The sequence below is a fragment of the Streptomyces sp. NPDC031274 genome, assembly GCF_055570235.1.
In genome coordinates, this window is sequence record NZ_JBVIHP010000011.1 from 104299 (window position 1) to 117022 (window position 12724).

General features: G+C 70.4%; 9 protein-coding genes and 1 tRNA gene. 2 read left to right on the plus strand and 8 right to left on the minus strand.

Annotation, left to right across the window (positions count from 1 at the left end):
• Nucleotides 1–38 precede the first annotated feature (38 nt).
• The 4 genes from ACZ5CR_RS19305 to ACZ5CR_RS19320 all read right to left on the minus strand — a co-directional run bounded on the left by ACZ5CR_RS19305 (nucleotide 39) and on the right by ACZ5CR_RS19320 (nucleotide 7713).
• Nucleotides 39–3668 (minus strand): BTAD domain-containing putative transcriptional regulator, encoded by a 3630-nt coding sequence (locus ACZ5CR_RS19305; protein WP_468859221.1) that lies wholly within the window; start codon nucleotides 3666–3668, stop codon nucleotides 39–41.
• A 499-nt stretch (nucleotides 3669–4167) separates the two neighbouring features.
• Nucleotides 4168–6387 (minus strand): sensor histidine kinase, encoded by a 2220-nt coding sequence (locus tag ACZ5CR_RS19310; RefSeq protein WP_468859006.1) that lies wholly within the window; start codon nucleotides 6385–6387, stop codon nucleotides 4168–4170.
• Nucleotides 6377–7216 carry a response regulator transcription factor gene (locus tag ACZ5CR_RS19315; RefSeq protein ID WP_468859007.1) on the minus strand — a complete coding sequence of 280 codons (840 nt, stop codon included), beginning with the start codon at nucleotides 7214–7216 and terminating at the stop codon, nucleotides 6377–6379. The genes ACZ5CR_RS19310 and ACZ5CR_RS19315 overlap by 11 nt, the downstream gene beginning before the upstream one ends.
• 86 nt (nucleotides 7217–7302) lie before the next feature.
• The gene (locus tag ACZ5CR_RS19320) at nucleotides 7303–7713 is read right to left on the minus strand and encodes a hypothetical protein (RefSeq protein WP_468859009.1); all 411 of its coding nucleotides are present in this window, start codon (nucleotides 7711–7713) and stop codon (nucleotides 7303–7305) included.
• A gap of 214 nt (nucleotides 7714–7927) precedes the next feature.
• Between ACZ5CR_RS19320 and ACZ5CR_RS19325 the strand changes: the two genes are divergently transcribed.
• Nucleotides 7928–8476, plus strand: a complete 549-nt coding sequence (locus tag ACZ5CR_RS19325; RefSeq protein ID WP_468859011.1) for a hypothetical protein — start codon at nucleotides 7928–7930, stop codon at nucleotides 8474–8476.
• A gap of 63 nt (nucleotides 8477–8539) precedes the next feature.
• Here the strand turns inward: ACZ5CR_RS19325 and ACZ5CR_RS19330 are convergent, their stop codons facing one another.
• Entirely contained in the window at nucleotides 8540–9622 is a 1083-nt protein-coding gene (locus ACZ5CR_RS19330; protein WP_468859013.1) for a LacI family DNA-binding transcriptional regulator, read from the minus strand.
• 106 nt (nucleotides 9623–9728) lie between these two features.
• Nucleotides 9729–10055, minus strand: a complete 327-nt coding sequence (locus ACZ5CR_RS19335) for a hypothetical protein (RefSeq protein ID WP_468859014.1) — start codon at nucleotides 10053–10055, stop codon at nucleotides 9729–9731.
• 337 nt (nucleotides 10056–10392) lie between these two features.
• Between ACZ5CR_RS19335 and ACZ5CR_RS19340 the strand changes: the two genes are divergently transcribed.
• Complete coding sequence (locus ACZ5CR_RS19340; protein WP_468859016.1) at nucleotides 10393–10674, plus strand: hypothetical protein; 282 nt, start codon at nucleotides 10393–10395, stop codon at nucleotides 10672–10674.
• A gap of 216 nt (nucleotides 10675–10890) precedes the next feature.
• Here the strand turns inward: ACZ5CR_RS19340 and ACZ5CR_RS19345 are convergent.
• Together ACZ5CR_RS19345 and ACZ5CR_RS19350 are read right to left on the minus strand one after the other, a co-directional pair.
• A tRNA-Thr gene (locus ACZ5CR_RS19345) sits at nucleotides 10891–10964 on the minus strand.
• Between the two features lie 146 nt (nucleotides 10965–11110).
• Nucleotides 11111–12658 carry an alpha/beta hydrolase gene (locus tag ACZ5CR_RS19350; RefSeq protein ID WP_468859017.1) on the minus strand — a complete coding sequence of 516 codons (1548 nt, stop codon included), beginning with the start codon at nucleotides 12656–12658 and terminating at the stop codon, nucleotides 11111–11113.
• Nucleotides 12659–12724: the final 66 nt, after the last annotated feature.

Genomic DNA, 12724 nt, shown 5'->3' on the forward strand with positions numbered 1-12724 from the left:
CTTCACTCCCTTCGCCCCCTTCACCCCCTTCACCTCCTTCACCCCGCCAGCAAGCCCTTCAGCTCATCGACCACTTCGCTGCTGTCCGTGCCGTCCAGCGCCGCGAGGGCCGACCTCCACTGCGCATACGCCTCATCGGCGCGCCCCTGCGCGTACAGCAGGAGGCCACGCTGGTGACGGGCCAGGCCCGCCATGTGGGCGTCGGCCCGCTGCTCCGCACGCTCAAGAAGGTCGGCGCACTCGCGCTCCGCGTCCCGTGAGCGGGACACCTCGCGCAGGGCGCGGACCATGCCGAGCCGCACCTTCGACTCGTTGTGCCAGTCCTCGGCCACGCCGTGGATGCGCAGACTCTCCTCGAAGTGCGTGAGCGCGACGTCCGGTTCGCCGAGGAGGAGATAGGCGCGGCCGATGTCGCAGTGCGCTTCCTGCCGGACTCCGGCGTGCGCGAGGGACTCGCCGATCTCCAGGCTCCGCTCGTGGTAGTCGATGGCGGTGCGCGCGTCGGTGTGCTCGTAGATGTTGCCGAGGTGGCTGAGGGCGAACGCCTCGCTCAAGGGGTCGCCCAGGGTTTTGGCCAGTTCGAGGCTCTGCCGCAGCGCCTCGACGGACTCCTCGTAGCGGCCGAGGGCTTCGAGCAGGAGGCTGCGGTTGAGGACGGCACGGTGGACGAACGACGTGAGGTCGAGCTCGCGCCACAGGCCCAGGGCCTCGTCGATGAGGGCGAGCGCCGCGCCACTGCGCCCCGACACATAGTTGAGGCCCGCGAGGTCGGTGAGGGCCTGCGCCTCGGCCGCGGTGTCGTTCCAGCGGCGGGCGGCGGTCACCGCGAGGCGGTTCAGGAGGTCTGCCTCGGCGAGCCGGCCACGGCGCTTGAGGTACGAGAAGAAGCAGCGGACCAGTACGGGCAGGAGTACGGAATCGCGGCCGTGCCGGTCGGCGAGCGCGATGACGTTGGAGAGTTCCGTGTCGCCCCAGGCGAAGGCGTCATCGCTGGACATCGGCGGTACGGCGGGGATCGGGGAGCTGTCGGCGGGGGCCGGGGAGCCGTGGGCGGACATCGGGGAGCCGTCGGCGGGGGCCGAGGAACCGACGGCGGAGGCCGGAGAGCTGCTGTCCGAGGCCGAGGGGCGGCTGTCCGACGCCGGGGGGCGGCTGTCCGACGCCGGGGGGCGGCTGTCCGACGCCGGGGGGCGGCTGTCCGAGGCCGGGGGGCGGCCATCCGTGGTCCGCCTGGGCGGCAGCCGGTCGTCGACTCCCATCAGCCGGTCGTCCCGGTCCAGACCCTCCGGCATGATCGCCATCACGGTCTGCCGAGCCGACTCCGCGTACCACTGGAGCGCCGATTCCACGGCGTCCGCCGCCCTCGCCCCGTCCTGGTGAGCCACCTCACGCGCGAAGTCACGTACGAGATCGTGCGGGGCGTAGCGGCCGTAGGCCGTCTCGTCGAGGAGCGCGACGTCGACGAGACGGTCGAGCGCGGCCCCCGCACGCCACTCCTCCACGCCCAACAGCCGGGCGATGAGCGGGACTCCGTACGCCGGGAGATCCAGCGCGCCGATCGCGGCGAGGGCGGCGGCCGCGTCCCGGTCGGACTCGCGCTCCGCCGTACGCAGTGATTCCAGAGCCACGGCCAGCGAGCGCCGCACGCTCAAGTCGTCGTGCTCCAGGTGGCGCAGGCGTCCGCCGCTCACGGTGAGGAGTTCGGCGAGGGCGTCCGGGGTGAGCGCGCGGCGGGCGGCGAGGCGGGCCGCGATGATCCGCAGGGCCAGCGGGAGGCGCCCCGCGAGTTCGACCAACGGGTGCCCCGCGTCGAGCCCCGCACGCCCGGAGACGGCGCGCAGCAGGGCGATGCTGTCACCCTCGGAGAGCGGCTCCAGCGGGAAACGTCCCGCACCGTCGAGCGCGGTGAGCGGAGAACGGCTGGTGACGATGACCGTACAGCCGGGCCCCGCTGGCAGCAGCGGGCGCACCTGCGCGGCGGTCGCCGCGTCGTCGAGGACCAGCAGAGTGCGGGTGGGCGCGAGCAGCGAGCGGAGCAACGCGGCTGCTGCGTCCGGGTGTTCGGGGCTGTGGCTCGACTCGACCCCGAGGTCCCGGAGCAGGGCGGCGAGGGCCTGGACGGGCGTGAGGGGCGTCATCCCCGGGGTGGCCCCGCGCAGATTGATGTAGAGCTGCCCGTCGGGGAAGTACTCACGCAGCCGGTGCGCGACGTGCAGGGCGAGCGCGCTCTTCCCCACGCCCGCCATGCCGGACAGGACGGCGACGGGCGGCCCGGCGCCGGGCATCCGCTCGTACGCGTGCCCGGCACCGGGCACCCGCTCGTACGCGTCGCCGCCACCGTCAGCGATACCGATATCGATACCGGCACCGACATCGCCGCCGCCCTGCCCCGTGAGGAGCCGCGCCAGGGAGCGCACGACTTCTTCGCGGCCCGTGAAGTGGGGTGGCGAGGGCGGTAGTTGAGCGGGGCGGGTTGAGGAGGAAACAGATGCGGATACGGAAAGGGGTGCGGGAGCGGATGCGGAAGCGGATACGGAAGGGGGTGCGGAAGCTGCTCGGTCGGAGTGGGTGAGAGAGCGCGACGCCTGTTCCGCCGAGGGACCGGAGGCGAGGCCAGCCTCCTCGCCCCCTGCACCGAAGTCCACCGAGGCGACCGCATCGAGCTCACCCGAGCCGATACCGCCCACTCCGTGCCCACCCGAGCCAAGCCCGGCCACCCCGTGCGCACCCGAACCGAGCCCGGCCACCCCATGCCCACCCGAACCGACCCCAGCCGCATCAATTCGATCCGAGCCGATCCCAGCGGCGGCATCGGAACTATCGGAACTAGCGGCGGCATCGGAACTATCGGGACCGTCCGCCGAGTCGACTCCCCGCAAAGCCGCCCGCACCGCCCGCGCCGCCCCCACCGCCCCCGCAGGCTCCTGCAACACCTCGCGATGCGCCTCCCGCACCGAAGGACCCGGCTCCACGCCCAGCTCATCCACCAGCCGACGCCGCAGCTCGCGGTGGACGGCGAGGGCCTCCGCCTGGCGGCCCGTGCGGTGCAGCACCAGCATCAGCTGCCGGTGGAAGGCCTCACGCAAGGGATACTCGGCGACCAGTTCCGCCAGCTCCGGCACGAGCCCTCCGCCACCGGCGCCGGTCGCCAGTTCCGCGTCGTACCGCAGCTCAAGAGCAAGGAGCCGCGCCTCCTCCAGGCGCGGGACGAGGGCGTGGCCCGCCGCGTCAGCGGGGAGTCCGCCCAGCGGAGTGCCGCGCCACAGGCCGAGCGCGGCGGACGCGGCGTCCACGCAGACGCCCCAGTCGCGTTCCGCGTGCGCGGCCCGCGCCTGTGCAACCAACTGTTCGAAGACCCGTACGTCGAGCTCGCCGTCGGCCACCCGCAGCCGATACCCCGGAGGTACGGCCCGCAGCCGTTCCGGATCGTCGAGGAGCCGACGAAGGCGCGTCACGTGATTCTGCAGCGAGGCGTGCGCGGACGCGGGCGGGGTACCGCCCCACAGCGCGTCCTTGAGGGCGTCGACGGAGACCACCCGGCCCGGTTCGAGCAGCAGCGCTGCCAACAGGGCGCGCCCCTTGGCGCTCTGTACTGGCTGCGGCTCGCCCTCGGCGTCGTACACCGCAGGCGCGCCCAGGAGTCCGAACCGCAACCCGTCGCACCGCACGTCCACGCCATCTCCCGCCCACCGTTGGCCTCATGTTAGCGATCGGTTGGCGGCCTCTGATGGGATGAATCCATCGGGCCCGGCCCCGCCGGTACTCGCGCTCAGCGCGTAACTCGGGGGAGTGTCACCGTTGCGGCCGGGCCCGCTCAGTTTCTGCGACGCGCTCTCAACTTCCCGACGGGGTGGGGAAGTTGAGAGGCTCGCGGAATCATGGCCACTGCGCGCGAGACACCGTACGCACGCGGGAAGCGCCACCCCACGGACCTCGACCACATGCGTCGGCCTCCGGATTCCGGCACGAGGTGCTCACCGATCACGCACGATCTGCCCACGATTGGTACACACCGTCGAATCCCTCAAGAGCGCCCCGAAGCGGTATCCCTCGGTAACACCAACCACCCGGCAATTCCACGGGTGACGCCACCGGGTGACACCAACGGGCGACACCAACGGGAAGCAGCAAAAGGGAGCAACACCAGACAACGCCAGGCACCGTCCATCATTCCGACGGCACCCGCACCGTGAAGACCGCCCCTTCCCCCGGCGCACTCCGCGCCGTCACGGTCCCGCCGTGCCCCTCCACCAGCTGCCGGACGATCGCGAGGCCGAGACCGCTGCCGCCGGTCGCCCGCGTACGCGACTTGTCGGCGCGCCAGAAGCGGTCGAAGACGTGCGGCAGATCGTCGGGCGCGATGCCGGTACCGGTGTCGGCGACCTCCACCACCACCGCGTCGAGCGTGGCGCGGCAGCCGATCGTGACGCTGCCGCCCTCCGGGGTGTGCCGGATCGCGTTGGAGACCAGGTTGCCGATCGCCTGGCGGAGCCGGAGCGGATCGGCGGTGAAGCAGGGGTCGCCGAGCGTCGTCGCGCTCAGCCGTACGCCCGCCGCCTCCGCACCCGCCTGGTGCCCCGCCGCGACCTGGTCCACGATGTCGGACGCGTGCACGGGCTCGCGGTGCAGCCGGAGCGTACCGGCGTCGGCGGCGGCAAGATCCTGCAGGTCATTGACGGAGTGCTGGAGCAGAAGCGCCTCTTCGAGGAGCGAGGTGACGAGCTCAGGGTCGGTGTCGACCACGCCGTCCTCGGCCGCCTCCAGCCAGCCGCGGATGTTGGACAGCGGCGTACGCAGTTCGTGCGCGACGTCGCTCACCATGGCCTGGCGCTGGTCCTCCAGGGCCTTGCGGTGGGCGGCCATGTCGTTGAAGGCCTCGGCGAGCTGACGGATCTCACCGGCGGACCCCGCCGACCGCGCCGTGACGGGTTCCGCCCCCTCGCCCGTCTTCATCCGCTGGGTCGCGGCGGTCAGGGCCCGCAGGGGGCGGGTCAGCCGGGTCGCGGCGAAGGCGGTCACGGCGACCGTCACCGCCAGAATGCCCGCGGAGAGGCCCGCGAGCCGGACGGTGTTGGCCCCGGAGAGGCTGAACTTCGAGCTCTCCACCGCGCGGGCCACCGCCGTGCGCGAACCGTCGGAGCTGGTGACGAAGAGGAGCGCGGGCTCGGAGACGTACAAGCCGAGCTGCTCGCGCCGGGCACTGCCCACGCAGGCGGCGGTCTTGGTGTCGTACTCCCTGCCGCCGGCACGGCTGACACCGCCCGACGGCACGGCGAGGGAATCCGATTCCGAGGGGGTGGTCGTGGGCGTGTCCTGCGTGTCCGGCGTGTCCCGCGTGTCCTGCGTGTCCTGCGTGTCCCGCGTGTCCAGCCCCTTGGGAACACCGGGAGCGCTGGGAGCACGGCCCGGCTCGGTGGGGGTGAAGGCGTCGGCCTGGCCGCCCGACACGAGTTCGGGCACGCCCGTATGGGCGGGATCGGCTGGATCGGCTGGATCGGCTGGGACGTAGCGCCCGGAAGGCCGGTCGAACACTCCCACCGACTGCCACCACGTCAGATCGAGCCCGACCTTGACGGACGGGGCGCCCCCGCGCCGCAGGCAGGCGTTGGTGAGCTTGTTGAGCCGCTCGAGCGCTTTGCTCTCGGTACGGGTGGGCATGTCGAGCTGGTAACTGTGGCAGGTCGAGTCGAGGAACCGGGACGGGTCGTTGGGGGCGTCGACGCGAGAACGCCCACCGGGTCCTTGAACGACCCGGGCGGAAACCCCGAGGTCGTGCATGCAGTCCACGACGCTCGCGGCGACCTTCGCCAGCTCTTTTCGCTCCGCCACCGGCAGCCGGAAGGGACCGACCGCGCGCGGGTCGATACGGTCCTGTCCCCCGGTCTCGGCGTTCACGTTCCCCGCACCGGCGGTCAGCGCCCCGTCGACGGCGAGGGGATCGACGACGGCCGAGGCTTTGGCAGGCAAATCGGTGCCAACTACCCCTTTCCCGCCTCTACTTACTCCCCCACTCTTACTACCTCTATCACCCTTATCACCCTCACCACCCTTATCGCCCTTATCACTCTTATCGCTCTTGCTCCGCGAGTCGGCGATGACGACACGCTTCTGCGTGGTCAGGGTGATACGCCGTCCGGTCTTCCGGGCAAGCTCCCGCACGGTCTTGTCGGCACCCTGCCACCCGGGCGCACTGGCCCCGAGGCCCAGCAACTCGTCGTAGACACGGGCGTCATCGGCAAGCACCTGCCCCTGCTCCTGCCGGATCGCCCCGGACGTGGTCTGAGCGGCGAGCCAGGCGGTGGCGGCGATCGAGACCAGGGAGACGAGCACGGAGACGGCGAGCAGCCGGGGCAGCAGGCTCTTGCGGAACGGTATGTCACGCGCCATGTCGCGCCGCCGCCCCCAGGGCCGCGCCGGTGGGTGCGCCGGTGGGTGCGCCGGTGGGTGCGCCGGTGGGTGCGCCGATGGCCGCACCCGTGAGCTTGTATCCGACGCCGAAGACCGTCACGAGATGGCGCGGCCTGCGCGGATCGTCCTCGATCTTCTTGCGCAGATTGAGGACATGTACGTCGACGGTGCGCACCGATATGTATCCGGACGACCCGTGGATACGGTCCAGGAGCTGGGGCCGCGTGAACACCCGCTCCGGCTCCGCCGCGAGGGCCGCGAGCAGGTCGAACTCCCCCGGCGTGCACTCGACGAGCCGCCCGTCGACTGTCACCTCGTGCCGCACGGGATCGACGGCGATCCCACCCGCCCGCAGCACACGCGACACGGCTTCGGCACCCTCGACGACCGGGTGGTACGTGCCCTGGGCGCGCCGCAGCAGCGTACGGACGCGGGCCATCAGCTCGCGCGGACTGTACGGCTTCGTCAGATAGTCGTCGGCGCCGAGATCGAGGCCGAGCAGCAGATCGTCCTCGGTCGTACGCGCGGTCAGCATCAGAATCGGAATGGCGGCAGCGGGACCGGGCCCGCCCCCGCTGCCGCCCCCGTTCCCGCTCCCGCCCCGCAGGACGCGCGTGACACCGAGCCCGTCGACGCGCGGCATCATCACGTCGAGTACGAGCAGGTCCGGGGGCCTGCGCCGCACCTCGTCGATCGCGGCACGCCCGTCGTGGACGACGGCGACCGTGTGGCCCTCACGCTCCAGATAGCGGCGGACCAGTTCGGCCTGTTTCTCGTCATCCTCCGCGACCAGGACAAAAGCGCACATGGCGATGAGCATAAGCGGGGCGGGCCTGCCCGAACGGAATACGAACAGCGGCCTGACAGGATCCTCATAAGTCCCCGCGAGACTGCCTACGCCTCGTGCGGCCCGTCGTACGGCACGACGACGACCTGGAACTCGTCCTCATAGACGACGCGCCCCGGATCCGACGACCGCACCACCCGGCACTCGATGTCGTGCGCGTCCAGGATCTCCAGATACCCGGGTACGCGGTCGATGAGATGGGTGGCGGTGACCTTGAACCAGGCCACAGCGCCGGGCGTGACGGCATGGTCGTAGACAGTGGGGTCGACCTTCGACGGGGTCGGATACGCGGCGTCGTACCAGTCGTTGTTGGCGCGCCGGAACCGCTCCTGCTCCGGCGTCAACTTCCCCTCCCTGGCTAGCCCGTTGACGAGAACGAACACCCCGGGGAAGTGCCCGCGCTCATGACGCACGGGCGACTCGTAACGAACGTATGCGGCAACACCTTCATCACTCATCGCGGCATCCTCGCACCCCCACCACGAACGCCATCAAGGGGCCTCTCCCCGCTCCTAACCAGGCGGCCCCACCCTCGACCGGGCGACACCACCCCCCCGACCGGGCGACACCGCACACCACCCAAGCCCCGCAGGGACCCCGCGCCCCGCGACCCACAACCCATACGGCCGCCCCACCTCGCGCCGGCCGCCCATCCCCCCGAAGGTGGTCCGCATGACCGTGACCCGCACCCGTACAGCCGCCACCCCCACCGCCGCCACTCCCACCGCCGCCGCCCGCACCGGCTCCCGCACGGGCTCCCGCACCGCCGCCCGATTCGCCACCGCCGCAGCCGCCACCGCCCTGCTGGCCCTCACCGCCACCGCCTGCTCGGACAGTGACGTGGACAAGGCCAAGGACAGGGCAGCTTCCGCGACGGCCAAGGCGGGCGAAGCCGTGTCATCCGCCACGGAGGCAGCAGCCTCCAAGATGGCCGAGGTGAAGGACGGAGTGGACGCGAAGGCCGACGTGAAGGTCGACGGCCCCACCAAGTCCGAAGACAACCGGGCAACGGCGAAGATCACGGCGACCAACAGCACGGACAAGAAGGCGGACTACGCCATCTCCGTCAACTTCCGCGACGGCGACGGCAACCTCCTGGACACGGTCGTCCTCAACATCAACAGCACCGACCCCGACCGGTCGAAGTCCGGCACGGCCCGCAGCAACAGGAACCTCTCCGGCACCCCGAAGGCAGAGATCGGCAAGGCACTACGCCACTGACCGACCGCGCCCCCAGCCAGACGGATCAGACAGATATCTGACGGGCCAGACGGGTCAGACGGGTCAGGCCGACTCCCGCACGACCAGACGTACCGGAGTGACCACCGAGGACAACGGAAGGCCACCGTCTCGCGCCGCAGGCTCTGACTCAGGCTCAGGCTCACCCGATGTCGTCGACTTGAACAACAACTGGGCCATCAGGCGCCCCATGCCCTCAATGTCCTGGTGCACCGTGGTCAGCGACGGCTCCGTCGCTTCTGCGATGGTCGCGAGGTCGTCGAAGCCGACGACTGCGACATCCTCCGGTACGCGGCGCCCACGTTCTCGCAGGAGGCGCAGAGCACCGGCGGCCATGAGGTCCGATGCGACGAAGACCGCGTCCAGGTCGGGGCACCGGTCGAGGAGCACGGCCATGGCATCGGCGCCACCCCGCAGCGTGAAGTCGCCCTCGGCGATGAGCTGGGGCGGGGAGTCGAGGAGTACGTCCCGGTAGCCGTCGAGGCGGTCGATCGCGGAGGCCTGGTTGAGCGGGCCGGTGACGGTCCCGATACGCCGGCGTCCCATCCCCACGAGATGCCGGACGGCTTCCCTGGCTCCGCCGCGGTTGTCGGCATCGACGTACATGTGACTGCGACCGCGACTGCGACTGCGACGGCCGAAGTCAGCGCTCGCCCGACCACCGAAGACGGCGGGCAGGCCCATGCGCTCGACCATGGCGGGCAACGGGTCGTCGGTGCGCAGCGAGAACAGCAGGGCGCCGTCGACGTGGCCGCCGCCCAGGAAGTTCCCGACGCGCGGATAGTCGTCCGGCTCCTCGATGAACAACAGCACCGGCTGCGCCCCTTGCAGGACGAGCTCCTGTCGGATGCCTCGAAGCAGGCAGTCGAAATACGGGTCCACGAAGAGCCGGTTCTGCGGTTCGGTGACCACGACGGCGACAGCGTTGTTGCGTCGCGTGACCAGACTCCGGGCGGCTTGATTTGGCACATACCCGAGCGCGTCCACGGCCTGCCGTACACGTTCCGCGACCGTGGCCCGCACTCGGGGCTCCCCGTTGATCACACGGGACACGGTGGACTTCGACACCCCTGCCCGCTGCGCCACGTCCTCGAGTGTGGCGCGATGTCCGTTCGACCGTTCCGTCAACACCGTCTCCGATCAGCGCAGTTCACCGGGCGCAGGAAACGTTAGCCGCCGAACGCCGGCGCAAGGGGGTTCAATGCCTCTTGACGTCGCTCACCGGCCGCCGGAGTCAGGCGCGTTCCGCCTCACCCGCCGCCTCGTCAGTCTCCTCGGTGGCCGCGGCCCCGGCACGACGACGGCCCAGCAAGGCGGTTCCCGCGATCACCAGGCCGATGGTGACGACCTTGGCGGCCTGGTAGTAGCCCATCGCCATCTCTTGCGGGGTACCGGGAAGCCGGAAGAAGACCCACACGGCCGCGAGTCCCCCAAAGACGATCAGCCCGACGGCCCCCCACGCCCCGAGGTCCTCCCACCAGGGCCCGGGCCCGTAACCCCGCTCATCGTTCTGCTCGACGTCCTTGTCGGTCACGATCCGCTCTCCTGTACGTGTAGTCACGATCAGGAGGGAAGACGCAAGCCCAGCACGCCCGGTTCAACAACCGAAACGCTCACCACCACACCCACCCACCTCACCCACCACAAGCAAAAGCCCCAGCTCACGGCGAGTGAGTCCTGGGGCTTCCACAGAGCCGCCCTCTAGCGGCCAACGGAGCGGCCTCTCAAGAAGGAGGGCCGCCCCTTGGCAGGAGATGAGGCGCTAGACCCGAACCCCCCAAGCCTGAACCGGTTTCTTCAGGGAGGAGTGGTAGGAGGTGCAGTAGGCGTACGAGGTAGTCCCAGCCGCAGCCGCCGAACCCTGCGCCAGCTTGCCGTTCTTACACTTCGCCACCGCTATGAACGTTCCGCCGCCGGTGCACTTCACCCCGGCCGTGTTGTTATCGGCGAAAACCAGCTTGCAGGAGAACGCCTTGGCACTGGTGGGCGCTGCGGAGGCGGCCCCCGTTGTCGCCGCCATTCCCGAAACGGCCAGGGCCGCCACGGCGAAGGTGCTGACAAGCATTCGCTTCATCATTCTTGCCCTTCAGTCTGCGTATGCCGGAGGTCATCCCGGCACCTCTGAAGCTATGTCCGGCACCAACGAGCGGGCATCAAACCCTGGTTGTGCTTCTGCGTAAACCCTCGCGGTACCCACCCGAATCTCGAAGGCCTCCACTGCCCTGTCCACGCCCGTTGCCCAGCGGCTGCCCGGTACGCAGATGACCGCCGAAAGCCTTCAGCACACGCTGGAGCCGCCCACACATGACGGCGCGAAGATCATCGAGTCACGCCCCCACCGCATCCCGGCATGAAAAAACCCCAGGTCACGGCGAGTGAGTCCTGGGGTTAATCCGAGCCGCCTTCGGGATTCGAACCCGAGACCTACGCATTACGAGTGCGTTGCTCTGGCCATCTGAGCTAAGGCGGCACGCGTCCCGCACCTATGGTGCGATCAGCAGCGACGCCAAGTCTACACAGTTTCCGGGGGTGCTCCGTACACGCCCGGTGTACGGAGCACCGAGGCCCGCCTCACCCCCGAGGGCAGCTTCGATGTACAGAGCACCAGACCCCGCCTCACCCCTGCGAGCAGCGCTTTCCGTCGTCCGGGGCCTTGCCCTCCAGCAGGTACGCGTTGATCGTCGAGTCCACACACTTGCTGCCTCGGCCGTACGCCGTGTGTCCGTCTCCCTCGTACGTGAGCAGCTTGCCGGAGGAGAGCTGGTCGGCGAGGGACTCGGCCCAGCGGTAGGGGGTGGCCGGGTCGCGTGTGGTGCCGACCACGACGATCGGGGCCGCGCCGTCCGCCTCGATGCGGTGCGACTCCCCCGTCGCCTTCTCCGGCCAGTACGCGCAGTTCAGCGAGGCCCAGGCCAGGCCCTCGCCGAAGACCGGGGAGGCCTTCTCGAAGTCCGGGAGCGACTTCTTCACCTCGGCCGCGTCGGCGAAGGCGGGGGGCAGGTCCAGGCAGTTCACGGCGGCGTTGGCGAACATGAGGTTCGCGTACGTTCCGTCGCCGTCGCGCTCGTAGTAGCTGTCGGAGAGGGCGAGGAGGCCCGCGCCGTCCTTTTCCTTGATCGCGGCGGTCAGTGCCGAGCGCAGTTGGGGCCAGGCCGCCTCGTCGTACATCGCGGCGATCACACCCGTCGTGGCGAGCGCCTCGCCCAGCTTGCGGCCGTCGGAGTCGCCGGTGGGGATCGGCGTGCGGTCCAGGTCGTCGAAGAGCGACTTGAGGCGCTTGCCCGCGTCCGCCTCGCTCTCCGTGCCCAGGGGGCATTCCGCCCGGCCCACGCAGTCCTTCGCGAACGACTGGAACGCCGTCTCGAAGCCCTCCGTCTGGTCACGGTTCATCCGGCGGGCCGGCAGGGACGGGTCCATCGCGCCGTCCAGGACGAGGCGGCCGACGCGGTCGGGGTAGAGCCCGGCGTACGTCGCCCCCAGAAACGTGCCGTACGAAGCGCCCACGTAAGTCAGCTTCTCGTCGCCGAGCGCCGCGCGCAGGATGTCCATGTCACGGGCCGCCTCGACCGTGGAGACATGCGGCAGCACCTCGGCGGAGCGCTTCTCGCAGCCCGCCGCGAACTTCTTGAAGGACTCCGAGAGTTCGGCGGTCTCGCGCTGGTCGTCCGGTGTGATGTCCGTCTGCGTGTACGCGTCCATCTGCTTGCCGCCGAGGCAGGTGACGGGCTCGCTGCGGGCCACACCACGCGGGTCGACCGCGGCCATGTCGTACTGGGCACGGACCTTCTCGGGGTACCCGAGGGCCGCGTACGTCTGGAGGTAGCCGATCGCCGAGCCGCCGGGGCCGCCCGGGTTGACCAGGAGAGATCCCAGGCGCTTGCCGGGTCCTGTGGCCTTCTTCCGCGAGACGGCGAGCTTGATGGCCTGACCGTCCGGCTTCGCGTAGTCCAGGGGCGCCTTCATCGTGGAGCACTCGAAGCCGGGGACGCCGCACTCGCGCCAGTTCAGCTTCTGTCCGTAGTACGGGGCCAGCTCCGCCGGGGTCGCGCGGGGCAGCGCGGCCATGGACACATCCTCCGTCGTGCTCCCGGCGGAGCAGCCGGAGATGAGCAGTCCGGCGGCCAGGAACGCGGTCGCGGGCGTGCGAAGTCCTCTGATGCGCATCACGCGAGCCTAACGCTATGCGATGAGCCGGTGACGCAATGTGCCCTGGAGTGCCCTTATGGGTGA